This is a genomic window from Streptomyces sp. NRRL S-37 (assembly GCF_000721605.1).
Lineage (GTDB): Bacteria > Actinomycetota > Actinomycetes > Streptomycetales > Streptomycetaceae > Streptomyces.
Window position 1 is genome coordinate 464,004 of record NZ_JOIZ01000001.1, and the last position, 25,804, is coordinate 489,807.

Annotated in this window: 22 protein-coding genes and 2 pseudogenes; 11 read left to right on the forward strand and 13 right to left on the reverse strand. The window is 70.4% G+C overall.

What is annotated here, in order from left to right:
• Positions 1 to 127: 127 nt before the first annotated feature.
• The 6 genes and pseudogenes from IH50_RS0101890 to IH50_RS0101915 all read right to left on the reverse strand — a co-directional run.
• A complete protein-coding gene (locus IH50_RS0101890; RefSeq protein ID WP_030856466.1) occupies positions 128 to 535 on the reverse strand; it encodes a DUF6278 family protein in 408 nt (135 codons plus the stop codon).
• 71 nt (positions 536 to 606) lie between these two features.
• Positions 607 to 1,386, reverse strand: coding sequence for an exodeoxyribonuclease III (locus tag IH50_RS0101895; RefSeq protein WP_030856467.1), 780 nt, complete (start codon positions 1,384 to 1,386; stop codon positions 607 to 609).
• Positions 1,387 to 1,438: 52 nt separating this feature from the next.
• Entirely contained in the window at positions 1,439 to 2,074 is a 636-nt protein-coding gene (locus IH50_RS0101900) for an MBL fold metallo-hydrolase (protein WP_030856468.1), read from the reverse strand.
• Positions 2,075 to 2,132: 58 nt separating this feature from the next.
• Positions 2,133 to 3,431, reverse strand: coding sequence for a 4-carboxymuconolactone decarboxylase (gene pcaC / locus IH50_RS0101905; protein ID WP_030856469.1), 1,299 nt, complete (start codon positions 3,429 to 3,431; stop codon positions 2,133 to 2,135).
• 32 nt (positions 3,432 to 3,463) lie between these two features.
• On the reverse strand, positions 3,464 to 4,495 hold the full coding sequence (locus IH50_RS0101910; RefSeq protein WP_078913814.1) for an IS110 family transposase: 1,032 nt from the start codon (positions 4,493 to 4,495) through the stop codon (positions 3,464 to 3,466).
• Positions 4,496 to 5,245: 750 nt separating this feature from the next.
• Positions 5,246 to 5,476 (reverse strand): annotated as a pseudogene (locus IH50_RS0101915) (transposase); the annotation flags it as partial.
• An 88-nt stretch (positions 5,477 to 5,564) separates the two neighbouring features.
• Between IH50_RS0101915 and IH50_RS43450 the strand changes: the two are divergent.
• Together IH50_RS43450 and IH50_RS0101920 are read left to right on the forward strand one after the other, a co-directional pair.
• Positions 5,565 to 5,755, forward strand: a pseudogene (locus tag IH50_RS43450) (hypothetical protein); the annotation flags it as partial.
• 394 nt (positions 5,756 to 6,149) lie between these two features.
• Positions 6,150 to 7,088: a DUF1963 domain-containing protein gene (locus tag IH50_RS0101920; RefSeq protein ID WP_030856472.1), complete on the forward strand. Its 939-nt coding sequence runs from the start codon at positions 6,150 to 6,152 to the stop codon at positions 7,086 to 7,088.
• A gap of 392 nt (positions 7,089 to 7,480) precedes the next feature.
• Here the strand turns inward: IH50_RS0101920 and IH50_RS0101925 are convergent, their stop codons facing one another.
• The 4 genes from IH50_RS0101925 to IH50_RS0101940 all read right to left on the reverse strand — a co-directional run bounded on the left by IH50_RS0101925 (position 7,481) and on the right by IH50_RS0101940 (position 11,949).
• Positions 7,481 to 8,389: a DUF1963 domain-containing protein gene (locus IH50_RS0101925; RefSeq protein WP_030856473.1), complete on the reverse strand. Its 909-nt coding sequence runs from the start codon at positions 8,387 to 8,389 to the stop codon at positions 7,481 to 7,483.
• 336 nt (positions 8,390 to 8,725) lie between these two features.
• The gene (locus tag IH50_RS38620) at positions 8,726 to 10,453 is read right to left on the reverse strand and encodes a protein kinase domain-containing protein (protein ID WP_391106741.1); all 1,728 of its coding nucleotides are present in this window, start codon (positions 10,451 to 10,453) and stop codon (positions 8,726 to 8,728) included.
• Positions 10,454 to 10,740: 287 nt separating this feature from the next.
• Positions 10,741 to 11,076, reverse strand: a complete 336-nt coding sequence (locus IH50_RS0101935; protein ID WP_051767126.1) for a beta/gamma crystallin domain-containing protein — start codon at positions 11,074 to 11,076, stop codon at positions 10,741 to 10,743.
• Positions 11,077 to 11,538: 462 nt separating this feature from the next.
• Positions 11,539 to 11,949 carry a RidA family protein gene (locus tag IH50_RS0101940; protein WP_030856476.1) on the reverse strand — a complete coding sequence of 137 codons (411 nt, stop codon included), beginning with the start codon at positions 11,947 to 11,949 and terminating at the stop codon, positions 11,539 to 11,541.
• Between the two features lie 79 nt (positions 11,950 to 12,028).
• Between IH50_RS0101940 and IH50_RS0101945 the strand changes: the two genes are divergently transcribed.
• From IH50_RS0101945 to IH50_RS40675, 4 genes are all read left to right on the forward strand, one after another.
• Positions 12,029 to 12,400, forward strand: coding sequence for a winged helix-turn-helix transcriptional regulator (locus IH50_RS0101945; protein ID WP_030856477.1), 372 nt, complete (start codon positions 12,029 to 12,031; stop codon positions 12,398 to 12,400).
• Between the two features lie 320 nt (positions 12,401 to 12,720).
• Positions 12,721 to 13,659 (forward strand): DUF2071 domain-containing protein, encoded by a 939-nt coding sequence (locus tag IH50_RS38625; protein ID WP_030856479.1) that lies wholly within the window; start codon positions 12,721 to 12,723, stop codon positions 13,657 to 13,659.
• 104 nt (positions 13,660 to 13,763) lie between these two features.
• Positions 13,764 to 15,128 (forward strand): SWIM zinc finger family protein, encoded by a 1,365-nt coding sequence (locus tag IH50_RS40670; RefSeq protein ID WP_107061954.1) that lies wholly within the window; start codon positions 13,764 to 13,766, stop codon positions 15,126 to 15,128.
• A complete protein-coding gene (locus IH50_RS40675; protein ID WP_030856481.1) occupies positions 15,125 to 17,776 on the forward strand; it encodes a DUF6493 family protein in 2,652 nt (883 codons plus the stop codon). The genes IH50_RS40670 and IH50_RS40675 overlap by 4 nt, the downstream gene beginning before the upstream one ends.
• 378 nt (positions 17,777 to 18,154) lie before the next feature.
• Here IH50_RS40675 and IH50_RS0101965 read toward each other — a convergent pair whose 3' ends face one another.
• Complete coding sequence (locus IH50_RS0101965) at positions 18,155 to 18,916, reverse strand: SDR family NAD(P)-dependent oxidoreductase (protein ID WP_030856482.1); 762 nt, start codon at positions 18,914 to 18,916, stop codon at positions 18,155 to 18,157.
• Positions 18,913 to 19,335 (reverse strand): VOC family protein, encoded by a 423-nt coding sequence (locus IH50_RS0101970; protein ID WP_030856483.1) that lies wholly within the window; start codon positions 19,333 to 19,335, stop codon positions 18,913 to 18,915. The genes IH50_RS0101965 and IH50_RS0101970 overlap by 4 nt, the downstream gene beginning before the upstream one ends.
• Positions 19,336 to 19,485: 150 nt before the next feature.
• On the opposite strand from IH50_RS0101970, the gene IH50_RS0101975 reads away from it, so the two are divergent.
• From IH50_RS0101975 to IH50_RS0101985, 3 genes are all read left to right on the forward strand, one after another.
• Positions 19,486 to 20,163 carry a GntR family transcriptional regulator gene (locus IH50_RS0101975; protein ID WP_030856484.1) on the forward strand — a complete coding sequence of 226 codons (678 nt, stop codon included), beginning with the start codon at positions 19,486 to 19,488 and terminating at the stop codon, positions 20,161 to 20,163.
• A 388-nt stretch (positions 20,164 to 20,551) separates the two neighbouring features.
• Positions 20,552 to 21,427, forward strand: a complete 876-nt coding sequence (locus tag IH50_RS0101980) for a helix-turn-helix transcriptional regulator (protein WP_030856485.1) — start codon at positions 20,552 to 20,554, stop codon at positions 21,425 to 21,427.
• Positions 21,428 to 21,512: 85 nt separating this feature from the next.
• Entirely contained in the window at positions 21,513 to 22,385 is an 873-nt protein-coding gene (locus tag IH50_RS0101985) for a helix-turn-helix transcriptional regulator (RefSeq protein WP_030856487.1), read from the forward strand.
• A gap of 191 nt (positions 22,386 to 22,576) precedes the next feature.
• Here IH50_RS0101985 and IH50_RS0101990 read toward each other — a convergent pair whose 3' ends face one another.
• Positions 22,577 to 22,876 carry an Atu4866 domain-containing protein gene (locus IH50_RS0101990; RefSeq protein WP_030856489.1) on the reverse strand — a complete coding sequence of 100 codons (300 nt, stop codon included), beginning with the start codon at positions 22,874 to 22,876 and terminating at the stop codon, positions 22,577 to 22,579.
• A 389-nt stretch (positions 22,877 to 23,265) separates the two neighbouring features.
• Here IH50_RS0101990 and IH50_RS0101995 point away from each other — a divergent pair, with 389 nt between their 5' ends.
• Positions 23,266 to 24,033, forward strand: coding sequence for an Atu4866 domain-containing protein (locus IH50_RS0101995; RefSeq protein WP_030856490.1), 768 nt, complete (start codon positions 23,266 to 23,268; stop codon positions 24,031 to 24,033).
• Between the two features lie 211 nt (positions 24,034 to 24,244).
• Positions 24,245 to 25,630: an amidohydrolase family protein gene (locus IH50_RS0102000; RefSeq protein ID WP_030856492.1), complete on the forward strand. Its 1,386-nt coding sequence runs from the start codon at positions 24,245 to 24,247 to the stop codon at positions 25,628 to 25,630.
• The last annotated feature ends 174 nt before the right edge of the window (positions 25,631 to 25,804 follow it).

The following is a 25,804-nucleotide window of genomic DNA, read 5'->3' on the forward strand; positions in this document are numbered from 1 at the left end:
CGCCGCACCGTATCCGGACAAGATCAACGGAAGGATGCGACACGCACCCTTCGGGCGTTAGCCGCATTTACACCGATTCACGCCGATGTGCACCGATCCGCGGGCCGGGGGCCGGAGGGCCGGGGCCTCACGCCTCCGCGACCTCCGCGTACAACTGGGACAGCTCGGGCACGCCGCTGGCCGCCCACGCGTGTCCGGCGTCCACGACGTCGAACTCCCGCCCGGAGGCGATCCGTACGACCGGCTGCCCGTCGGCGCGGATCTCCCAGGCGGCCCCCGGGACGGTGCGCACGATGACGGTGCCGAGGTACAGCCCCGCGTCGTTGCCCAGCCAGGCCGAGGCCTCCTCGTCGTCCCGCCAGCGCGGCACCAGTTGGTCCAGCGCCTCCAACGAGGCCGGGGAGTCGTCGAGCCGGACGCCCGCCCGGCCGGCCTGGGAGCGCAGCAGTTCGCACTCGGCGAGGAGTTCCGCGATGCCCTCGGGATCGGGAAACCCCACCTTCTGGCGCCGGTTGCCCAGGAAAGGGATGTTCATACCTCCAGCCTGTCATTCGTCCCGTGTCGCACACCACAGGCGCGCGGACCCGGACGACGGCCGGCACCCCGTCACACGTCGAGGTCCACCACGACCGGCGCGTGGTCCGAGGCGCCCTTGCCCTTGCGCTCCTCGCGGTCGACGTAGGAGTCCGTGACCGCCTTGGTGAAGGGCTCGTTGCCGTACACCAGGTCGATGCGCATGCCGCGGTTCTTGGGGAAGGCGAGCTGGCGGTAGTCCCAGTACGTGAAGGGATGGTCGTACTTGAGGGGGCGCGGGACGACGTCGGAGAGGCCGGTCTCGCGCAGGGAGGCGAGGGCGGCGCGCTCGGCGGCGGTGACGTGGGTGGAGCCCTCGAAGACGGCCCGGTCGAAGACGTCGTCGTCGGTCGGTGCCACGTTGTAGTCGCCCAGGACCGCGAACGGCCGGCCGCCCGCCGCGTCGCCGGCCACGGCGGCCTTGAGCGCCTCGAACCACTGGAGCTTGTACGCGTAGTGGGGGTGGTCCACCTCGCGCCCGTTGGGCACGTACACCGACCAGACGCGGACCGGGCCGCAGGTCGCGGAGACGGCGCGGGGCTCGACGGTGCCGTCGTAGCCGGGGTCGCCCGGCAGGCCCTTGACGACGTCCGTCAGACCGACGCGGGAGAGCACCGCCACGCCGTTCCACCGGCCGGTGGCGTTCACCGCCGACTCGTAGCCCAGCTCGCGCACCTCCTCCACCGGGAACTTCTCCTCGGCGACCTTGGCCTCCTGGAGGCACAGCACGTCCGTGCCGCTGCTCTCCAGCCAGGCCAGGAGCCTCGGCAGGCGGGCGGTGATCGAGTTCACGTTCCAGGTCGCGATGCGCATGGTCCACAACCTACCCGGCACCTGTGACAGCGCACGTCCGCCGCCCGCCGCCTCACAGCTCGGCGGAGCCCCCCGGTGCGAGCCGCAGGTGTTCCGCGCCGCCGAGGGCGCCGATCTGACGGTCGTAGACCGGCCGGGCGAGGTCGGTGAGGAGGGCGTCGTGGATGTCGTAGGCGCGCCGCGGCCGCACCTCGCGGACGTAGTCGATGACCTCGGAGATCTTGTTCCAGGGGGCCATGACCGGCAGCATCAGCGTCTCGACCGGCCGGTCGGGGACGGTGAGCGCGTCACCCGGGTGGAAGAGCTTCCCGCCGTCGACGAGGTAGCCGACGTTGGTGACGCGCGGGATGTCCGGGTGGATCACCGCGTGCAGTTCGCCGTGGACCTGGACGTCGAAGCCGGCGGCGGTGAAGGTGTCGCCGTGGCCGACGGTGTGCACGCGGCCCGGGAAGGCCGCCGAGAGCTGCTCCGCGACCGACCTCAGGGTCCAGATCCCGGCGGCCGGATTCGCCTCCAGGGCGGCCCGCAGCCGGCCCTCGTCGAAGTGGTCGGGGTGCTCGTGCGTGACCAGGACGGCGTCCGCGCCGAGGGCGGCGTCCTCCTCGCTGAACATCCCGGGGTCGAGGACGAGGACGCGTCCGTCCTTCTCCAGGCGGACGCAGGAGTGCGACTTCTTGATGAGCTTCATGATTCCATCCTGCTCCCGTCCCGTGCACGGCCGCGCGGAGCACCCCCCGGGGGAGGGTTCACTCCTGGGGCGTGGTCTCCTCGCGGACGACCTGCTGGGCCACCCGGAAGGCGCTGCTCGCCGCCGGGACGCCGCAGTAGACGGCCGTCTGGAGCAGCACCTCCTTGATCTCGTCCGGGGTGAGCCCGTTGCGCAGGGCGGCCCGGGTGTGGAAGGCGAGGTCCTCCAGGTGGCCGCCGGCGACGAGGGCGGTGAGGGTGACGCAGCTGCGGGTGCGCCGGTCGAGTCCGGGCCGGTTCCAGACCTCGCCCCAGGCGTAGCGGGTGACGAGCTCCTGGAAGTCGCCCGAGAACGCGTCGGCGTCGGCCAGGATCCGGTCGACGTGCGCGTCGCCCAGCACCTCCCGGCGGACCTTGATGCCGGTGTCGTACGCGTCGGGTCCGCCCTGCGGCTGCCGCGGTGCGGCGGGCGGGGCGATCTCGGCGACGGGCGCGAGCTGCGGCGGGGCGGCGGCCGGCACCGGGTTCACCGCCGCCGCGGGCAGGACGGTCTGCCCGGTGACGGACTCGAAGGCGGGCTGCCAGGCGGTGGAGAAGTGCCGCACCAGCAGGTCGGTGACGGCGGCCGGCTGCTCCACCGGCACCAGGTGGGAGGCGCCCGGCACGACGGCGAGCCGGGCGTCCGGGATCCCGGCGACCAGCGTACGGGCCTCGGCGGGGCCGGTGACCTGGTCCTCGGAGCCGACCAGCACCAGGGTGGGCACGCCGACGCTGCCGAGTCCGGCCCGCACGTCGAACGAGGCGAGCGCCTCGCAGGCGGCGATGTAGCAGCCGGGGTCGGTGGTGCGCACCATCTGCACGGCCCACTCGGTGATCGCGGGCTGGGCGGCGGCGAACCCGCCGGTGAACCAGCGCTCCGGCGAGGAACGGGCGATGGGGTCGAGCCCGTTGGTCCGTACGACGACCCCGCGCCGGCGGAACTCGTCCGCCGTACCGAAGCGGGGCGAGGCGGCGATCAGCGCGAGGGAGGCGAGCCGCTCGGGGTGGCGCAGGGCCAGCTCGATCCCGACGGCACCGCCGAGCGCGCAGCCGGCGTAGCCGAAGCGCTGCACGCCGAGGCTCTCGAGGGTGGCGAGCAGCCGCGCGGTGAGTTCGGCGACCGAGCCCGCGGGGTGGGCGGGGGCGCCTCCGTGCCCCGGCAGATCGAACCGGAACACACGCCACTGCTTCGTCAGCTCGGGAACCTGCCGGTCCCACATGTGCCATGTGGTACCCAGTGAGGGACCCAGGATCAGAACCGGAGCGTCTTCTGGCCCGTCAAAGCGGTATTGCAGGGTGTTGGGTGGTGTCTCGCTCACGCCCCAGACCCTCTCACGTCTCACGGACGCCCCTATAACGCGGGGGCGCGGGACACCGGTCTGACCAGGTTGAAGACCTCGCGGGCGGCGTATCGCTTGAGGCATCGGATGATCTCTCGTCGGGTCTTGCCCTCCTGGGTGCGGCGTTCGTAGTACTCCTGGGTGCGTGGGTCGTGACGCAGGCGGGTGAAGACAATGCGGTGCAGGGCGGCATTGGCCTGCCGGTCGCCGCCGTAGTTGAGCCGGCGCGTGCTCCGCCGGCCGGAGGAGTACTCGATGGGGCTGACTCCGCAAAGGGCAGCAAAGGATGCCTCGGTGTTGAGCCGTTCAGGATTGTCTCCCATGGTGATCAGCAGGGTGACGGCGCTGTCCGGACCGATGCCCACCGGTACGAGCAGTTGCGGCGCGTGGCGTTCGACGAGCCGGGTCAGTTGCTGGTTCAGTTCATTGATCTGTCCGGTGAGCTGCTCGATGCGTTCGGCGAGCATGCGTAATGTCATATGGGTGGCCTGGGCCACCGCGTCCTCGTCTCCCCCACCACCGTCGTGCGGGCCGAGGCGCGCACAGGTGCGGAACAGCTCGGCGTTGCCAAGGCTCGACATGCGTTCCCGCAGGGCGGGGTCGGCGATGACCAGGACGGCCTTGAGCTGGTTGATCGCCTGAGTGCGGGCCTTGACTGCGGAGTCCTTGGCGAGTTTGTAGATCCGGGCGCTGTGCACCGGACCGTCGCCGGATTTCGCCCGGGCCCGGGCGCGACCGCTGAGCACGGCTCGCGCTGCGGCCTGGGCATCGAGCGGGTCCGACTTGCCGAGCAGCCGGCGGGCCGAGCGGTCGGGCCGGTTCACTTCGAACACCTGAATCTGCTGAGCGAGCAGATAACGGGACAGGCCCGCGCCGAAGGTGCCCGTGCCCTCCACCCCGGCCCGGCGCACCGTCCCCCGCTTGCGGGCCCAGACAAGCAGTTGTCGGTAGCCGGCCGCAGTCGCGGGAAAGGACTCGGTTCCCAGGACCTTCCCGAGCGGGGAGATCACGGCGGCGACATGCACCTCGCCGTGCGTGTCCACGCCCAGGACGACCTCGCGCCGACCGAGAGGATCCGTGCTCGAGGAGGTGCTGCATTGTCGGGTCTTCATGGTGGTCGTCCTCCCACGTGATGACGTGCTGGCTGGGTGGATAGCACCGGCCTGCTCGGGCGGTCTGAACCGTGATGGCGCCTGATCGTGGCAAGGCCCCTATTGGGACACGCCCTGTGGCTCGGTGGCAGCAGAAACATCCCGCAACGACAGTCGACAGGCCCGTGACTGGACACTTCGGTCATAGATCTCACGAGTCAGACCCCGTCCGGGATGTCGCTGCACAACCGTCCCATCGAACCCGGCACAGCGGCATGACTCGATCATTGCCGGATGGTTTCGCCCGAACCGATGCTCAATCTGATTAGGCGGATTGACAAGGCGTTGCCTTTCGTCCACTCCTGACCGGTATTGACGGGGAGGCGTCACGCAAGGAGGTAGTGACCTCACCGGCTACGGCAGCGGCCCCACTCCGTAATCAGCACCCCGATGGGGCCCATTCACCGCAATTGGGCTCCTGGTTCTGGATCGACTGCGGACCCACCCACAAAAGGCGTCTGTACCTGTTGCGACCAGGCCGCTGCCCTCGTCTCGAATAGGGCACCGCCATCAGCGCAGCGGCGCCACACTGAGGGTCACGTCCGCTGGAGTGGTGTATCGACGGCCACTCGGTGGCCTCGGTGATCTCGTGCGAGGCTATGCGGTGAGTTCGGTAGGCACGGCCGGGTCGTCGGTTTCTGACTAGATCGGTTGGAGTCGGGCCTTGACGAGGAGTTCGCGGCCCATATAGCGGCAGGCTTCGGTCCACTCGTCGTTCTGCTCGGCCAGGACCGCTCCGACGAGGCGGATGATGGCGGTGCGGTCGGGGAAGATGCCGACCACGTCGGTGCAGCTGGGGGCACCTCCCGCGGCGCAGCCGTGGGGGAGGATCTCCTCGTGTAGCCGTTCCTGCGGGTTGTTCAACCAGATCTGTCGCTGGATCTGAAGGCCAGCAGGTCGTGCTGGGCGGCGCCCAAGTACGCACCCAAGGGCGATCCGGTCCAGGTCGAGGACCACCACTTATCTGCGCAAGTTGTGCACTATGGACATCCTCGCGAGGCGTTGGGCGACGTCAGCAGATCCTCGATCGGCAACACGGTCCGCGAGATCCGCCCCCTGCTCGCCGAAGCCGGACTCCTCCCGTCCCCGGCCAGTACCCGCTACCGATCCGCCGCTGATCTCCTCACCGCAGCACAAACGAAGGCGCCACCCCGGCAGGTTGATTCCTTACGGCTTCAGTGGGTGCGGCAGCGCTGTCAGGAGGCGCCAGGCAGGACCGCGTCGATCGCGTCCACCAGGCCGGCACGGGCGCCGGAGGCGACGAGCTGGACGCCGGACAGGCTGCGGGTGATCGTGCTGCCGCGGCCCGGATGTGGTGGGCATGAGGAGACGTCCGGTTCGGCTGCTGCGCCCTCCTCCGCGGCCAGGTCCGCTTTGAGTGCCGCAATTCCTCGCCTGGTACGCCGATGGCACGGCCCTACTGGCCGACTGCCCAGCTGCCAGCCGGCCGAGAGCATGCCGACGGCACCGGAAAGGTGCCTCGCACGCGGTCCGCTGACGAAGCCCGAGCGCATGGCATGTCAGTGGCAGGTGTGAGGATGACGGTATGTCATACACAGACGAGTTCCGGACTTTCGCCCGTGAACACGGCGTCTCCGACGACGCCATCACTCGCATCATGTGGTGCATGCAGCCGTCCGTACACCTGGACATGGTCGATCCGGCGGCTGTCGGCCCTCACGACATCGTGGTCGGTCACACCGGCGGCCTGCCCGAGCTGCCCACCAGTGTTCCCTGGGAGGGCGGGGAAGTCTATGTCGCCGGCCTGGACCTGGCCGCGATACCGGAGCAGCCCCTGTCCCTCAATCTTCCCCGTGAGGGACACCTGTTGTTCTTCACGAACGTCGGCTACGAGGACGACGAGTCCGCACCGGTGGTGTACGTACCGCCAGGCACCGAGACGACCGTACGACCCGCACCCGGGGGCGTCTCGGTCATTGCCCCGTACAACACGTGGACGACACAGGTCCTTAAGCGCCGGACACTGGTCTACCGCCCCGGTACATCATGGGACCCCCTGGGCTGGACATGGGCTCCCGAGCACCAGTACGACCATCCCCGGGCTCTGATGCCTGACCTCGATGACGTCCACGAAGACGACAGGGAGACGCTCCGTCCGCTTCTGGAGGCGATCACGGAGTACGCCGAGCAAGTCGGGAGCATCCCCTTCGTGCACCGGACCTGCACCCTGCGGGGGGAGTTGTTGAGTCCTCGGGACTACTGGTGCCAGTACGGCAGGGAGTTCTTGGAGCGGTGCGAAGAAGCTGTGGTCACGCTGAGGGATACCCCGGAGAGGTTCGACGAGCTGTATGCCGAGGGTCTGGAGAAAGCGTGGTGGAAGGAGGGCGGCCCCTGGCTGAACCTCCTGGAGTTCGGCGAGTCCGAGCTGTTCGACACCGGCGACGGCGAGGTGAGCTGGATCATCCGCCGTGAGGACCTTCTGGCGCAGCGCTTCGACCGCGTCATGCAGTCCTATTACTGCTGAACACTCCCTCTTCTCCCTGCTACGCCCGGCGGGTGTCGGAGCCGTGTGCCCAGGTCGGAAGTCCAGTTCGCGCAGCCGACCGACCCGCATCACTGCTCCATCTCGCCGACTGCCCGGCGTCCGCCGTCGAGGCCCTACTCGACACCGGCGTCCGCGTCGGCGCTGTGCTCATCACCCGCCTGGCGAGCATCACTGCCGACCGCTCTTCGACCACTCTTGGTACCGGAGCGCGGGGCGGCCGTCGACGGACCGGTGGTTCGTGCACCGGCCACCCCGGACCGGAGATGCCGACGGCGGAGCGCGTCGGCGTAGGTCTGTCCGAACGTGACACACCAGCGAAGGACCGTCTCATGCGAGGCGATCGCGCGGGGCGTGTGCGCGAGCCGCCGGGGTCAGCCCAGCCAGTGGTGCTCGACCTTGTCGAACCGTCTGGCGTGGAGGTCGTCGCGGCTGATCAACCAGCTGATGTCGCCGTCCATCCAGCCGTACTGCAGCGACTCCATGTTGAAGGTCGCGAGGTGCAGCAGCGGTTGTTCGGGCAGCTCCCGCCACGCCCGGTCGTACACCTCGTCGAACCGCTCCGGGGCGTCCCTGAGTTCGAGGACCGCCTCCTCCCGCAGACGCTGGAACGCCTCGGTGACGTAGTCCCAGCTGTCGTGGACGTTCCGCTGCACTCCCCGCAGTTTGTCGGTGCTGTTGTTCATGGCCGGCCGGACGCCGACCTTGGTGGCGTACTCCTCGACGGCGGCCCCCAGCCGAGCGTGCCACTCGGCCTCCTCGTCCTCCACCTCGTCCCAGATGCCCCCGTACTCCTCGCCGATCAGCCAGGCGTGGGCGTCCCAGGCGTCGTCGCGGGAGGCCACCATGGTCCTGCGCTCCAGCACCATGTGGGAGGACCCGAGACGCAGGTCCAGTTCGCTCGGGACGGGCACCGGGGCCACAGCCGTCTCGGTCCCGGGCGGTATGTAGAGCGCCTTGCCGCCGCCCGCGTCCGACCAGGTGAACAGCAGGAGATGCCCCTCCCGGGGCAGCCCGTCGTCGAACAGCGTCCGGGGCACCGCCTCGAGGTCGAAGGAGGCGACGAAGACGTCGCCCATGTCCCACTCCATGTCCAGGGGCAGCTCCGGCGCCCCTCCGATGTAACCGATCACCCGGTCATCGGGCCGGACACTCCCCGGGGCCTTCCAGTCGAAGTACACCGCCGGCTCCATGCTCCACAGCAGGCGGGTGATGGCGTCGTCGGAGACTCCGTGCCGCCGGGCGAAGGCCCGGAAGGCGCTGCTGCGGGACGTCTGCCCCACAGGATCTCCGGAGGGGCCGACGGTGCTGGTCCAGTTGTCCACGAAGTCGCTTTCTGATGAGGGATCCGTGACCGGCACCGTGCGGGCGGGCCCGATGCCTGATCAACACGGTAAGGCACCCCTCCGACAACGTCCTTGTAGCCAACTGCCAGCCGCCCTACGGCTGTCCACACACCGCGTCACCCTTCGGCCATCGCCGCCCGTAGCCGAGGTCCGCTGTCCCACCAGCCGACCGCGGACCTGCATCAGCCCCGCCGCTGTGAACGCCGAGTCCCACCGCGAACAGCTGGCAGTGCCCCCTGTTCTCCGAGCCGGCCATTCGGGCTGTTGGGCGGGTCATGGCTGAAGCAGGCCGACGATCTCCCCCTCGGTGAGGGCACGGTCGAAGACCATGACGTCCTTGATGCTGCCCGGGAAGTGATCGACCGGCCTCCTGCCGTAACGGCCCCGGCCGATGACGAAGGGCCCCTCGGACCAGATCAGGATCCTGTCACGGATCGCGCCCTCCTGGACGCCGTTCACGAAGAGGCGCAACTCACCGGCGACGCTGTCGCAGACACCGGTCAGGTGGGTCCACGCACCGGCGACCGGTACGGACATCGACGTGACGCGCAGGTCCGGGCGGGCGAAGGCCCAGCGGCCCTCGTCGGGGGAGTACTGGAGGTAGAAGCCGCTGGTTTCCTCGCCGTCCTGGCTGACCGCGGTGACGAAGTGGGGAGGGATCACACCGAGCCGGACCCACGCACCGACGGTGAAGCTGCCGCGTGCCGTATCGATCACCGCGCCTTCGGTGGCCACTTCGCTGCTGAACCCGTTGAACTCGGCGCCCTCACCGTGGCGCGTTGCCCATCTGACCGCCGTGGCCGTGGCGTGGTGGCGTCCGGCGGCGTCCGACGCCCGCGTTCCGGAACGTTCGTCGAGCCGCCAGGCCGCGACGGGGCGAGGCACCGCCGACACCGAACCGGGGCCGGGCACGGCTCCCGCGGAGACCGGCGAGTACCCGGACGCCGGACCGAACCCGGATGCGGGAACCGCTTCCTCCGCGTGGACGCCGACGGCCGGGGCCATCACGTCGCGACGAATGGACCGGCGGGGGTCGCCCGGCGCGGACACCCGCCCGCCGGACGACCCCGGCGGGGAGAGCGGCGCCCCGGCGTACTGGGTGAACATTTCCGCGAGGGTGGCGGGCCGCGTGGGCCCACCGGTCTCTCCGGTGGTGGATGGGAGGCCGGACATCGGCATGTGCGGGGCCCAGGGAGCGGCCGGGGCCACCCGGCGGAGAATCTGCTGCGGAGTGGGGCGCAGTGCCGGTTCCTTGGCCAGGCAGTTGGCCAGCAGGGCGCGCAGCTCGGGGTCCGGGACGCCCTGAAGGTCCGGGGGCTCGTAGGCCACGCGGTAGAGCATGGCGGGCGCCGATCCCACGCCGAACGGGCCGGTCCCGGTGGCGGCGAAGGCGAGCACCGCGCCCAGGGAGAAGACGTCGCTGGCCGCGGTGATCTCGCCGCCGGCGACCTGCTCGGGGGACATGAAGCCCGCCGAGCCGATGGTGACCCCGGTCCTGGTGAGCGCGCTGGCGTCGAGCGCGCGGGCGATGCCGAAGTCGATGACGCGCGGGCCGTCGTCGGTGAGCAGCACGTTGGAGGGCTTGAGGTCGCGGTGCACCAGGCCGGCCCGGTGGATGGAGACCAGGGCCTCGGCCAGACCCGCGGCCAGCGCGGCCAACGTCACCGGGGGTAGGATCCCCTGTTCGGCGACCGCCTGGTGGAGCGAGGGGCCGGGGATGTAGCTGGAGACCATCCAGGGCTGTTCGGCCTCCGTGTCGGCGTCGATCACGGGGGCGGTGAAGGCTCCCCCGACCAGACGCGACGCCTCCACCTCGCGTCGGAACCGGTCCCGGAACTCCGGCTCGTGCACCAGCGACGCGTGCACCACCTTGATCGCCACGGACCGGCCGCTCGGCGAACGCCCCAGGAAGACCCGCCCCATGCCGCCTTCACCCAGTCGACCCACCACCCGGTAGTCACCCAGGGAGTCCGGATCTTCCTGTTCCAACGGCTGCACCACGACGAACTCCTCCCGTACACACGCATCGGACCGACGCAGCTTACGGGAGCGCAGTCTTGCCGGCGGCCGGGCAACTGCCGTATCGCGATGCGTCGTTGAGGAGGAAGGCCATCGTTGGGGCAGCTACCGGTCGGCCGTGGGGAGGTGCCAGAAGGTACGAGGTGTACCCCCGGTAGGGCTGCGAGGGCAGGCGGGCATGCCCCGGGCCGCGTGGGGACGCTGCCGGCGCGTCACGGAGCATGCCGTACACCGAAAGGGCCTGTGCGGCCCGGCACCCTGGCAGTGGGTCAGTAGATCTGGAGGGCGTGAAGCGTCGCGTTGAGTCCTTCGGTGTCGACCAGGGTGGACCACTTGTTCATGGTGACTGCTCGCGCGCCCAGGAACATCGCGACGTTGTTGTCGCCGGAGGTGACCTTCGTGACGTCGGGAAGCTGAAGGGTCACAGTGCCCCCGTTGGCGAAGCACATGGTCCGTGCACCGCCGTCGTACCAGACTTTGACGAAGTCGGTCCTGTCGCCGCAGTCGGTCTGGTTGATCGCGGCAGCCGGAGAGGCCGGAAGGAGAGCCGTCAGGGCTGCCGCCGCCATCGCAGTGACGGCGATGCGCGAAGTGGAACGCTTCATGACTATTGATCCTTTTCCATAGGGTGCGGCCACGGTGTGCCGCTCTGATGACGACCGCCTCGTACAGGGAGGGGCCGTCTTGTCCTGATCATTCGTGGGGAATGCGCCGGTCTTCGCATGCCTCAGCGGGGCGGCATCTCGGTGGGGTGTTCCGACAGCCCCTGCACGTGAGCCACGAGTTGGAGTGACCGCACCGGTTCACGTACTGGTCCGCTTCGCACCAGGCGGCCCCGGTAGCGGTTACTCCCTCTCAGGGCTGGAACGGCGCACAGCTGCGTCGCGCGCGCCGTGTGCCCTCGGGCAGCGAAAGCGTCGGCCGGGCGGGTGTTCCCGCGCTGAACCGGGATGGTCGGGCCGGGCGTCCTCGCCCGGCTGGGACATGCGAAGCCCTTCCACAAGCGCGTCGGTGGAGAGCTGAGTTCTGGACCTGCCACAGGTGGGCGGGCCTGTGCAAGCGGTCGGTCAGTCGACGAGCGCGGTGGCTTCGATTTCGACGAGGACGCCGGGGTCGAAGAGGCAGTCGACGCCGATGAGTGACGCCGGGGGGAGGGGCTGGGGCAGCCCGATCTCGTCCGCGACGCTCTCGACGCCCGCCATGAAGGCGCCCATCTTCTCCGGCTTCCACTGGGTGACGTAGACGGTCAGTCGCACCACGTCGTCGAACGTCGCGCCCGCCCCGGCGAGACCGCGTGCGGTGTTCCGCAGTGCCTGCGCGACCTGCCCGGAGAGATCTCCCGGCGCGACGGGGGTCCCGTCCGCGAGGCTGGAAGTCTGCCCGCTGACGTGGACGTGTCTGCTGCCGGTGCCGACGGCGACGTGATGGTAAGGCGCGGGCTGCAGCAAGCCCTCGGGGGCGAAACGTTGGACGGACATGGTGGTCTCCTTCCGGTGACGGACCTCGTATACCTTTGATACCTAGGAGTCACAGGACACTTCAACGAGACCAGGTTTCATGACCGATACCGCCTCTTCCCACGACGACGAACTGAGCATCCCGGCGCCGCACCGCGAACTGCTCGACCAAGTGCTGGACAAGTGGTCCTTGAGCGTGCTCAGCGAGCTGTGCGAGGGACCACGCCGTTTCAACGAGCTGCGCCGTGCGATCCCCTCGGTCACACAGAAGTCGCTGACTGTCACCCTGCGCAGACTGGAGCGCAACGGCATCATCGAGCGCGAGGTCGTGAGCTCCAGGCCGGTCGCAGTGGAGTACCGGGTCGCTCCGCTGGGGAAGACCATGCGCCCGCCCGTCGATGTCCTCCTGGACTGGGTACGGACGTACATGCCCCAGATCGAAAAGGCACGGGAGTCCTTCGACGCCAGGTGACATGCGGAGCGGGAAGGCCGCCCGCGCTTCGCGACACGTTTCTGCCTTCATCGGCGGGGCGTAATCCTTCGGACCTACCCCGCCGGGTCCGTTGTCGGGAAACAGGTGACCGGCAGCTCCCAGGAGACCGGCAATCGGCTGGGGGCCCAGTCGACCGACGACAACGTCGGCGGGCGGAACCGTACCGGATTGCTCACCGCGGACGGCCACTGGCAGGCGCGGGCTCCGGCTCACGAACGTGGCCCGAGTACTGGGGTGAGACCGCATGCCACGTCCCTGGCGGCCGAAGCCGGATTCGCCGCGGTTGCCATACTGCCTTCATGTTCACGCTCCTCGTGCTCGGCTCCGTCCTGTCGGTCGGCCTGGCCGCTTGGTCCGCCGAGCGTTCGTTGCGTCGCACGCGCCGGCAGACCAGGTACGGGCGGTACGCGCCATGGGTTCATCCGCGAGGCCGGCTCGCCGCACCGCTGAACCGGGTGGCCGGGAGTCGGCTGCTACGGAGGTTGTGTGAGCACATCCCTTCAGTCGTCTTTGTCAGCGACGTGACCGACGTCGTCTACGTCAACTACGTGGTCGATGCTCACCGCATCGCGCCCCTGGTCCCGCCCGGCCTGGAGCTGCAGCGTCTCGGCGAGAGCGGTGACCAGGCGATGGTGACCTTCCTGAGTTACCGACATGGGCATCTGGGGCCGGCGCTGCTCGGCCGGTGGCGGCGGCTCCTGCCCTCCCCGTTGCAGAGCAACTGGCGGATCTACGTGCGCCACCCCCGCACAGGTTCCCTGGGCGTCTACTTCCTCAGTACCGCTGTCGACCGCACGGTGCACGCCCTCGGTGCGCGCATGGTCGCCGAGGGGTTGCCCATGCACGTTCTCGACCGAGCTTCGGTACTCGTTGCGCAGGACGATCGGATCGATCTTCTTCTGGCTCCGGGGCGCGGTACCGCCCCGGATGCCGAGGCCCACCTCGTTCCGCTGCCCGAGTGGCCGACGGATGGACCCTGGCGACGCGCTTTTCCCGACTACGGGAGGATGCTCGCCTACTGCGTGCCTCAGGACCGTGCGCTCTCGGTCCAGCCGTGGCACGGACAGGTGACCCGGCAGGAGATCTCTCTCGGTATCCCACTCGATTCCTGCACGGCTCTTTCCGGGCCGGTCGTGTCCGCCGCGGCCAGTGCTCTCGTCGGAAACGCCGAACCGTTCGCTTTCCTGGTACCGCGTGTGCGGTTCCTTCTCGAGAGTGAAGCACGCGATCCGCTCTGAAGCGGGGCAAAGGCGGACCCGGACCGGTGGGCTTTCTTCGTTCGGGTGCCGGTCGCGAGGGCTTGATCAGGGCATTGTCGGTGGTCGCCTCTAGTGTCTCCTCCATGACGCGATCATCGCGGAGCCTCGCCTATGCGCGTCCCTCCGCACTCGGAGCTTCGGCGGACGGGAGCCTCTTGGGGCTGGAGACCTCCCGAGGCGCGACGCCCTCCGGCTTCCAGGACCATCCCCGGTTCTTCTCGGGTTTCCTCACCAGTCCGCAGGCAGCCGCCGCCGGCCTGCTCTCGGTGGCCGACATCGCCGCCGCCCGCTACTACCGGCCTCGCCTGGCGGCTTGGCTGGACCCGGTGGTGACCGGCAACGGCGACCGGCTCCGCTTCGAGTCGTTCTCCGGCTGCTGCGGTGTCTACGCACGGCTCGACGTGCCGGCAGACGCACTCGACGGGGGAGAGATCGGGCACGGCACCAGCAACTTCGACGTCAACAACCCGTTGCGTGAGGCGCTCACGCGCGTCGGCCCGCGCGATCCGGTTCATCTGCGGGTGGGGCCGGACGAGTTGGCGGTGACCGCACTGGGCGGCGCGGTGGTGGAGAAGAAGGTGCCCCTGCCCGGCAGGTGGTTGCGCGGCTTCGCGGAGGCGCAGGCGATCGCTGCCGGGTTCGACCTGCGTGCCGAACTGGCCGCGTCCGAGGCAGTCCGGTTCCTGCGGTCCCTTCCTCGCGGCGGTGGAAGAGGACCGCGCGGCCCCGTTTGGTTCGTGCCGGTCCGGCAGGGACTCAGGCCCACGACGTGTCCCGCACCAGGAGCGGTGTGCCTGCCCGGACCGGAGCGGCTGGCCGCGTTTCACCGTGTGCTGCGGCACGCTACCGCGCTGCGTGTCTACGGTCCCGTGGGGGACGGCAGGGCGGCCACCGCGAGTGCCTGGGAAGCGGTTCTGCCGGGCATGCGCCTGACGCTCACTCTCTCCCCGGACCCCGCGAGGGGTTTCTCCGGTGAGGGCGGCGTACTGGAGGCACTGGCCGACGACGAGACCGTCCAGGACGCGGAACTGGTGGCCGTGCTGCTGGCGTGGGAACCGCGGATCGACGTGAGTGCTCTGGCCGCGGCCTGCGGACTGACCACCGCGCGGGTCCGGTCGGCGCTGACGCGCCTGGCGACCTCCGGCCGGGTGGGTTACGACACGGCCGAAGCCGCCTATTTCCACCGGCAGCTGCCCTACGACTCCGGTCTCGCCGAGCGTCACAACCCGAGGCTGCGGCATGCCCGTGCCCTGCTGTCGGCCAATGCTGTGACGCTGGACGGCGCGATGGGCACCGTCACGGCCGAGGACGGCCACACCCACCGGGTGCGCGAGGACGCCGGCGTCCTGAGGTGCAGTTGCCTGTGGTGGGCGAGATACCGGGGTGGACGCGGCCCCTGCAAGCACGCGTTGGCGGTACGCATGGCACGACGGGAGAGGAACAGTTGAGCAAGCTGATCGAAGCGGTGCGCGGCGGGCGGACGGACGACGTGGTGACGATCGTGAACGGCATGACGGCCGCCGAACGGCGTGGGGAACTGCCGGCGCTGAAGGCGTTGCGCAAGGAGTTCCGCGACGCCTGGGTGACGCCGCAGCTCCAAGCGGCCTCTCCTGCGCTGCTGGTGGCGGGCCTCGGCTGCCAGAGCGGAGCGGCGGCCGTCGCGTCCTGGCTCACTGCTTCCGGCTGGGAGCGCATGTGGGTGGCGGAGAAGAGATTCCCCCCCATGCTCGAGGAGCGCCCCGCCGGATGGCTGGCGGAGCTGGCGCACCGGATCGCCGACCGCAGGCCCTCCACGGACATCCGGTATCACCTTCTCGAAGCGATCGTGCAGGCGGCCCGATGCCCGATGCCGGTGACCGACGCCTCCGTGCACGCGTGGATACGCAACATCTACGGCAATGGCTGGAACACCGACGTGATCGCCGAGCGGCTGAGGCAGTCGCCCTACCTCAGGCCCATGGTGGCCGGCCTCTTCACGGCAGGGGGGACCGGCCAGGCGCTGAACAGCGGTCACTCCAACAAGGACAACCCTTGGCTTCTCGCTCTCGCGCGGCTCACCGCGGAAGGCACGCTCGACCGCGCCACCATGGTCGACGGATGTCTGGGGCGGCTGTTGCGCGGCGGCACGGCAGTGGACCAGCGGGTGTTCCACCGGCTGCTGCTCGACCTCGGTCTGTCCGCCGAGGAGCACGCCGGCCGTGTCGCCGACTGGCGGGCCCTGGCCGCCGACGCGCTCCAGCCCGTCGCCGTCCACGCCCAGTCCGTCCTCGCCGAGCTCGCCCTGACCGGCTCCCTGCCGACGCATGACCTGGCCGACATGACGCGAGCGGTGCTCACCCGGCCGGAGAAGAACCTGGTCCGAGCTCAGCTGCAACTGCTGGACACAGTGGTCACCCGCGACACCGCCACAGCCGACGCACTGCTCCCGGCCGCGTCCCACGCCCTCACCCACGAGGACTCCGAAGCCCAGGAAAGGGCCCTGAAGCTGATCGAGCAGCACGGGACACATCTGACCGACGCCCTCTCGCGTGAAGAGATCCTCACCTCGGCCGCGCCCATCGCCCCCGGCCTGCGCACCCGAGTGGTCGAAGCCCTGGGAACCGGAGCGGAAGAAGCTCTGCAGGCGGCCGGCGAGGACACGCTGCCTCCCGTTCCGTCCCCGGTCGCGCTCGCGTCGCCGCCGGCCTCAGTGGCGGAGACGGCCGAGGAGACCGGCGCGCTGCTGGCCTCCCACGGCATCCTGCCCGTCGCCGACTTCGAGCGGACCCTGGACGGACTGGTGCGCTGGGCCCATGAGGATCGAGCAGCTCTGCTGGAGGCGCTCGAGCCGGTAGCGGCGACGCGGTGGTGGTCCCGCACCTGTCGCCGGCCTCTCCCCGACGACTCGGTCCCCTCCGCCTTCGCCCCCTCCCATGTCCGCTTCACCCCGCGACTCGCCCTCGACCTGGTCCTCGCCGGCCTCCACCAGCGGATCGCACCGCGCACCGCGAAGGCAGTGCTCGACGGCGGGGGCGCGCATGCCGGATGCCTCCCGAACGGCCCCTTCCGGGCCCGCTTCTGGGAGATCGCCCACAGGTTGCTCACCGATCCGCAGCCGTTCCTGCTGTCGACGCCGAGCTGGGACAACGGGCTGCTGGAGCCCGGAGAACTGACCGACCGGCTGAAGACGTACCAGCGGCTGGGCGCCCACGTCGGAGCGTGCGACTTCGCACAGGCCCTGCTGCGGGTGCGCACCACGGACCGGGCGGCCGCCGAGGCCGCCGCCGAGCGGGCCGCACTGCTGGGCACCCCGGAGGGGCAGCGGCTCGCCGACTGGCTGCGGACCGGCGGCCTCACCGGCACGGTCCTGCACCGCACGGTGACGGACCGAACGACACCGGTCGTCCGGTCCGGCGAGATCACCGCCTTGCACATGTTCCCACTCCCTTTCCGTGAGCTGGGGAGTCCGGCACTCGGTTCCCACCACCGGTGCTGGTGCGCCGCCACCGCGGCCGTCCAGCAGACCCACTGGCCCGCCCTGCTGCCGGAGCACCCCGAACTCATAGCCCTGCGGCTGATACAGCACGTCCTGCCCTGCGCGCAGTACCCCGAGAAGGATCCGGACGTCTGCTCCGTCCTGCCCTTGCTCGCGCAGTCACCCGGCGCGAGCGGGCCCGCGACGTCCCTGGTGGTGGCCGGCGGGCTCGGCGTCCAGCGCCAGGAGGACAGAATCGCCGCGGTCGACGCACTGCTGCTGCTGGCGGCACAGAAGAAGCTGGATCCCGGTGCGCTCGCCACCGACCTCGGTGCGCTGATGCTCATCGGGGTCGTCGCTCCGAGCCGCCTGGCGGAGTCCCTGGGAACGGCCGCGTCCACCGGCGCGTACCGCACCGTCTGGACCGTGCTGCGTGACGCGCTGCCACCGCTCCTGTCCAAAGACCTCTCCCCGGCCGAGTCCCGCGGCCTCGGCGAACTGCTCACCGTGGCCGCCGAGTGCGCCGAACGTACCGGAGCCCAGGGCGAGATACCCGGACTCGGCCCGATAGCCGACCGGCGGGGCAGCTCACGGCTGGTGAGCCAGGCCCGTCGCCTACGCGCAGCACTTGCCGGCACGTAGGTCCGAAGAGGCGCATCCGCCCGGGGGATCCCGCAGCAGGGGCACGTGGTGCGGCAGGGACGGTTTGATGCCGGCCGGCTCGAGCGGGAGGTGGTCGGCCTCGGCGGCACGGAGTGCGGCCGAGGCCGACCCCAGGACCTCCGAGCGCGACAACTCCTGTCGCTCGGGCAGCGGTCATGCCGAGTCGGTCGAGGGCGACGACGGCGGGGTGAGTCAGGCTGCGTTCGCCGTGGGCCCGTACCGCCGCGATCGACGAGCTCGGCCATCTTCGTTCTCAGCGGTTCCAGTTTCCCGCGCACCGTCACCGCCAGGCCGAGCTGGTCCCCTGCGTGGGCGGGGCCCCACACGCGCGCCGTTCTTCTCTCGCACGGTTGGGTGTCAAGTGCGCAGGTAAGACGCGCCGTTGAGGTCGACGATGGTTCCCGAGGCCCATGCCGCGGCCGGGGAGGCGAGGAAATGCACCGTGGCGGCGACCTCTTCCGGGGTGCCGACGCGCCCGAAGGGGCTCTCCGCGCGCAGACGTTCTCCTTCCGGGCCGGACAACTTCCCCGTCTGCCGTTCGGTGGCCACGAACCCGGGCGCGACGGAGGTGACCGCGATGCCGTGCGGAGCCAGGGCCACGGCCAGTGACTGACCGAGGGCGTGCAGGGCGGCCTTGGTGGCCCCGTAGGCGGGGAAATCGGGTTCGCCCCGGAACGCGCCGCGCGAGCCGATGTTCACGATCGCCCCGCCGGTGCCCCGGTCGACGAGGTGGTGGGCTGTGGCCCAGCACAAGTCGGCCGCGCCCAGCAGGTTGACGTCGACCATCCGCCGCCAGACCTGCTGCCAGTGCTCCAGCGGGGTCTCGGCGATGGGGTGCCGGGTGTCCGCCGCGGGTGCCAGGGCCGCGTTGTTCACCAGCACGTCCACGGCACCGAGCGCGGCCACCGCCTCGGCCACGGTCCGCTCGGCCGCACCTGGCTCGCCCAGGTCGGCCTGCAGCAGTGTGTGCCCGGTGCCGGGAAGCTCACGCACCGTCCGTTCGGCGTCCGCACGGCGACCGGCGTACTGCACCGCGACCCGGTCACCGCCGGCGGCGAAGGCCCTCGCGACGGCGCGGCCGATGCCCCGCGATCCACCGGTGACGAGCACGCCCCTCATCGGGCGAACACCATCGACTCGTCACGGAAGGACTTGAACTCCAGGGCGTTGCCCGCGGGGTCGCGGAAGAACATGGTCCACTGTTCGCCGGGTTCACCGGGAAAGCGGCGATGCGGTTCGATGTCGAAGCGTACCCCCGCGGCTCGCAACCGCTCGGCGAACTGGTGGAAGGACTGTTCGGGCAGCAGGAGACCGTAGTGCGGGATCGGCACCCGGTGCTGTCCCACCACGCTGGTACCCGCCGGCTGCGGCACGGTCGGCACCAGGTGGGTCACCAACTGGTGGCCTTCGAGATTCCAGTCCACCCAGTGGTCGGCGCTGCGCCCCTCGGGCAGACCCAGCACCTGTCCGTAGAAGCCGCGGGCGGCGGCCAGGTCGTCGACCGGGACGGCCAGGTGGAAAGCGGGTCGGTGTGGCATCGGGGTCCCCTCTGGTGGAGTCGGCGGCCAGGGCAGCCTGACCCACCCGATCTTTCAATGTCAACATTAGGACAAGAGTCGGCTGGAAGTCCGGGGCGAGTCGCCTGGCTGGTCTGGTGGTTGCGATTGTCCGGATGTCAACATGGCGGCATGTCATCTGCACTGCCGAAGGCCGCCCGGCGCGGGCTGGCCGACGAAGCCGCCGACCTGGTGCGCGCCGCGATCTTCTCGGGTCACTTCCCGCCCGGAGCCCCACTGCGCGAAGTGGAGTTGGCCGAACGCCTCGAGGTCAGCCGTGGCTCGGTCCGGGAGGGACTGGCCCGGCTGGAGCACGAGGGGTTGGTGCGTGGCGGCTGGCACCGCGGCACCACCGTCATCAGGGTGACGGCCGAGGATGCGCAGGAGGTCTACGCGCTGCGGGCCGCGTTGGACCGTCTGGCCGCGACCACCGCGCGGCGAGCCGCGACCGCGGAGCAGCTGTCCGCGCTGGATCGGCTGGTGACCGAGATGGCGGCCGAGATCGCCGAGGGCGGTGACGCCCCCCGGCTGGTGGCGCTGGACATCGCCTTCCACGACCAGATCTATGCCGCGGCCGGGAACGGCAGGCTCACCTCCGCCTGGGAGGCGATCCGCTCTCAGGTGCACCTGTTCCAGCTGAGCCGCGTCGACGTGGCCTACGACCACTACCGCGCACGCGTGGTCGACGAGCATCGCGAGCTGGCCGCTCTCCTGCGCTCCGGCGACATCCGGACGCTGGCCCGCCGGGCCGAAGAGCATGTGGAATCCGCGCGGCGCAGTCTGCTGGCCGGTCTGCCGACCGCACCGTGACGTCAGGCACCACGTCAGGCACCGAGGCGTCCAGCCGTACCTGAGCGTGCCCGTATGCGCCAGGCAGCCGGAAAGCGGCGAGTGGCTGTGGGTGGGCTCCGGTTCCGGTTCCGGTTCGTCACCACGTCGTACCGGCTCGGATCTCCCGGCGCAGGGCGGACCGGCCAGGCAGACGCATGCCAAGACAGTGCTGAGGAGTCGCGGCGCTTCACCAGTCGCGGCGCTTCACCTGCGACGGGTGGGAAGCACTCGGCCTGTGCCGCCCTCGGAGAGCAAGGCCGTCGTCGACTCGGACAGGGGTGTGACTGTCCAGGGTGTGCTGTTCCCAGGGTAAGCGCACCCTCCCTCGCCCCTACGGCAGTGCGTCGCGCCGCTCTAGCCTCGACGTATGGACAGAGAGAAGGAGCTCGTCGACAACACGCTGGGAGGTTTCCTCCGGGCGCGGCGCGCCCGCCTGCGCCCCTGCGACGTGGGGATTCCCACCTCCGGTCGTCGCAGGGTGCCCGGTCTGCGACGTGAGGAGGTGGCCGCCCTCGCGGGGGTGAGTTCCGACTACTACACGCGTCTCGAACAGGGCCGCGAGCGGCATCCGTCCCGGCAGATCCTCGAGGCCGTGGGGCGGGCACTGCAGCTGGACGGCGAAGCGATGGCCCACCTGCACCGCGTGGCCGGCCCGACCACCCGCCGGACACGCCGAGCACCGCGCGTGGAACGAGTCGCCCCGCACCTCAGGCGTCTCCTCGACACGTGGCGTGACACGCCTGCCTTCGTCATGAGCCCCGTACTGGACATCCTGGCCCGTAACCGGCTCGCGAGCGTTCTTCACGCCGACTTCACTCACAGTGACAACTTGTTGCGCATGACGTTCCTGGACCCGGTCGCGCGGCGGTTTCACCGGGACTGGGACCGTGCGGCCGAGTCGACGGTGGCCACATTGCGCCGTGCGGCCGGCATCGATCCCGAGGATCCGCGCCTGAGCCAGGTCGTAGGTGAGCTGTCCCTGAGAAGTGCGGACTTCTCCACGCTGTGGGCGCGGCATGACGTGCGCGCCAAGACGCGGGAGGCGAAACGCTTCCACCATGCTCAGGTCGGTGACCTGGAACTGCACTTCGAGTCCTTCACCGTCAACAGCGCCCCGACGCAGCAGCTCGTCGTCTACCAGGCCGAACCAGGCACGGCGTCCGCCGACGCACTGTCCCTGCTCGGCTCCCTCAGTGCCGGCGCAGTGGCCGAGGAGCCGGCGGCCGGCGCCGCGCTCGACTGAGTCGCCGCCGTTCGGGCCGGGTCCACCGGCCAGGCCCGCACGAGAGGGACGAAGGGCGGGCCGGCCTCTCCGTTAGGTTGGAACAATGAGCGACACCACTCCCTTGGGAGACTTTCTGAGAGCACGGCGCGAAGCCCTGAAACCGCTGGACGTGGGGCTTCCGGAGCACGGGCGCCGGCGGGTGCCGGGGCTGCGCCGTGAGGAGGTCGCCATGCTCGCCGGGGTGAGCGCCGACTACTACATGCGCCTGGAACAGGGACGGGAGTCCAGCCCGTCCCCGCAGGTGATCGACGCGGTCGCCGCCGCCCTGCGCCTCAGTGACGAGGCGCACGACCATCTGCGCAGGCTCACCAGGGCGCCCCAGGAACGTCGCGGTGTTCCGGCCGGCTACGACAGGGTTCACCCCCACCTTCTGCGGCTGATCGACGGCTGGCCCGACACCCCCGCTTTCGTCCTGGGCCCGGCCCTGGACATCCTGGCGCGCAATGCGCTCGCCGCGGCCCTGCACAGCGGATTCCAACGGTTCGACAACCTGGCTCGCATGGTCTTCCTGGACCCGGCGGGACGTGCCTTCTACAGGGACTGGGACGACTCCGCCCACTCGTGCGTGGCCGAACTGCGTGCGGCCTTCGGACACGACCCCGAGTCCCCGCGGATCACCGAAGTCGTCGACACGCTCCGCGGGAGGAGTCCCGAATTCGCCGGGCTGTGGGGACTGCACGAGGTCAGGAGCAAGACACAGCAGGAGAAGTACCTGCTGCATCCCGAGGTGGGTGCCCTGGAGATCCAGTTCTCGGCCTTCACCGTGGGGGGAGCCCCGCATCAGCAGCTGGTCGTCTACCAGGCCGAGCCGGCGAGCGTCACCGCGGCTGCCTTCACCGCGCTTCGGTCCGGTGCCGGCGAAGAGGCGTCGGCAGAGGTGGTGCGGGAGGTTTCGCTGTCGTCCGGCAACAGCTGACTGCTGTGTGGCCCCGCCTGTGAAAGGGCCCTGGACGAGAAGGAGGGCTCGCCGGCCGGCGACGAGCCCTCACTGTGGCATCTGGACGTGTTCGGGCCGGTGAGGGCAACCGTGCCTCGTACCGTCGGCCGCCCGTTCCCGGCGTCGCCGCCCGGAACCGACGGCCCCACGGGAAACCAGGATCAGGTCCCTCAGCCGCGCGACCCCGTACCTTCCCGCCGGACGCGGTGATCGCCCTCACGGTAGAGCACCAAGTGCTCGTGGAAGAGAACGCCGTCGCGAACGTCCCCTGTGGCGGTGAAGCCGGTGTCGTCGACGTAGTCGATGTGGTTGCCGCTGACGGTGTACCGGCCGGTGTAGGCACTCCGGCGCCGTCCGCGGGCCTCGTCGTAGCGGCCGTTCGGCAGTAGTTCCTGGCGGATGAATCCGTCCGCGGTCACCCACATCCCGACGTACGGGTGGGGAGCGCGAGGCGTGTCGTTGCTGGTCATGGCTTCACTCTCGGGCCCGATGACGGAACGTGGCCAGGCCGCCGCGTCCCCGGGTACGGGCTTCCTGGGAGCCGTGCACCCATGATCCGGGGCGGAACGGAGCGGGAGTGACGTGCCGGGGCGGACGGATTTCCCGGACGCTCTGCGCCGGGCCTGTGCCGGACCCGTCATCTCCCTGCCGGCCATGGTGCCGGCCCCTTCCGCTCTCCTCCGGCCGGGCATGGGTGGGTGCCGTGCACCCTGGTGCACGGCGGCCTGGTTCCGCTTGTCCGGCCGGACGAACCTGGTGGTCATGCGGCTGCCGTGACGCCGAGCAGCCGCGACCCGCCCGTGAGGACGCCCGCTTCGTTCGCCGGGCGGACCGAAGAGCCGAACCCCTGAGGAAAACGATGACCACCAACGACACCCACGCCCACACCAGCGCCCTGAGCTGGCACCCGGAGGCGCTCGACGAGATCCTCTCGAACGACGGGGGCCGCCCCGTCCTGTTCACCAACGCCCGGATCGTGACGATGGACCCGCTGATCGGGACCATGACCGGTGCCGACATCCTGTTCGTCGGCGACCTGATCGTCGGCGTCGGCCCCGGCATCATCACCGCGGCGCAGGACGACAACGCCATCGTCGTCGACTGCACGGGCACGACCATCGTCCCCGCCGTCGTGGACACCGTCGCCCTGGCCGGCGGCCGCGGCCGGCGCTCGGAGTACGTCGCGACGCTGACGCCCGGCAACAACACCGACTTCCTGGTGGTACCCGACGAACTCGCCGCCGACGTGCCGAGCGCGGTGGCCACCCTCGTGTCCCACCCGGAGCAGGTCCGCGCACTGGTCGCGGCCGGCCGTCCCGTCCGGTGGTCGGGCACGGAGATTCCCGGCGGGCCCACAACCCCCCAGGCCGGCATCCCCGCCGCTCCGGACCTGACCGGCAGCCCACGGCTCGGCGTCTGGATCGACCGGCAGGACTTCCTGCACCAGGAACTCACCGCGGACGGCCGCTACGACGAGACCCGGGGCGGCCGCCCCCACGCCTACCAGGGGCGGTTCTGGATCGACGGCGACCGCATCGACTACCTGGACGACCTCGGCTTCTGGGCCTACGGAGAGTTCAGGGGCGACGAGCTGCACCACGCGGGCTACGTCATGAAGCTGGGCTGAACCGCCCGGCCGGCAACGGCCGAGCCGCCCGCACACACGGCGACAACACCGGGCCCGGACCGTGCCTCCGCAGCCTTTCGGTCCTGGACGCGCGACGCCCGGGTGAACGGCGCCCTGGCTGCCGGGGCCGGCCCCGCCAGAACCGGAAACCGGGCTGCCGGGCGTTCCCGGCAGCCCTCCCCCTCCCCGAAGTACTGAAAGCAGCTTTTCCATGACCCACGTCAACGCCACCGCCGCCCTCGAACAGCTCCGCCGTCGCCCCGCGGCCGAACGGCGCATCCTGTTCACCGGCGCGACCGTCGTCACCATGGACGCCGACCTCGGTGTCCTGCCCAACGCCGACCTGCTCGTCGAGGGCGACACCATCACCGCCGTCGGTCCCGGTCTCGAGGCCGGTGACGCCGTGGTCGTCGACGCCACCGGCGCCGTCCTCAGCCCCGGCTTCGTCGACACCCACCGGCACGCCTGGGAGGCCCAGCTGCGCCGGATCATGCCGGACGTCGACGACCTCGGCGCCTACGTCATGTCCACCCTGGCCGGCTACGCCACCGTCTACCGGCCCCAGGACATGTACACCGGCACCAAGCTGGCCGCCCTCACCGCGATCGACAGCGGCATCACGACCATGCTCGACTTCTCCCACAACTCCCGCACCCCCGAACACTCCGACGCCGCCGTCGAGGCCCTCCGCGACACCGGCATCCGCGGTGTGCACGCCTCCATGGGCCCGCACTTCGGTGACTGGGACAAGCAGTGGCCCGGCGACCTGACACGCCTCAAGGAGAAGTACTTCCACAGTGACGACCAGCTGCTGACCCTGCGCCTGGCGACGCTCGCCACCGACGAGATCGCCGGCCCGGCCCTCGCCTACGGCCCCGAACTCGCCCGCGTCGCCAAGGACCTGGGCATCGGGGTGAGCGTGGACGCGGTCTTCGGCACAGCCTCCTCCGAGGTGATCCTGAACTGGGCGAAGGACGGCATCCTCGGCAGCGACGTCACCCTCATCCACGCCACCGGACTGAGCCCCGAAGCATGGAAGGCGATGGGGGAAAGCGGCACCACCGTGGCCCTCGCCCCCACCTCCGACGCCCAGATCGGCCTGGAGACCGCGATCCCCGCCGTCGACGAGGCTTTGTCCGTCGGCATCCGTCCCGGGCTGAGCATCGACGTCGAAGTCGCCCTGGCCAGCGACATGTTCACCCAGATGCGGGCCCTGCACGCCATCCAGCGGATGCGGGCCGTCAACGCCGCCCACGGCACCGGCCGGCAGCCGGTCCGCATCACCACCCACGACGTCCTGGACTTCGCCACCCTCCAGGGCGCCCGCACCAACGGGCTGGAGGGCGTCACCGGCTCACTCACCCCCGGCAAGAAGGCCGACCTGCTGGTCATCCAGGCCGAGGACCTCAACAACATGCCGCTCAACGACCCGATCGGCACCCTCGTACTGGGCTCCGACGCCCGCAACATCAGCACCGTCCTCATCAACGGCGAGCCCCGCAAGTGGGACGGACAGGTCCTCGACGTCGACCTGCCCGCCCTGCGCAGCGAGGTCCACGCCTCACGCGAGTACGTGCTGAACACCCACGCAGCCTGATCACCCCGTTACCGCCCCCGGCCGGCCCCTCGCCGGCCGGGGGCGACCCGGTCCCCGGCGCCTGCCATCGGTCGGTCATGCCGCACACGGGGCCACCAGACGTTCTTTCGGAGTCCCCATGCCCCACCCCACCAGCGCACTCGATCACACAACCGGGAGCGGAACGCCCGGTCG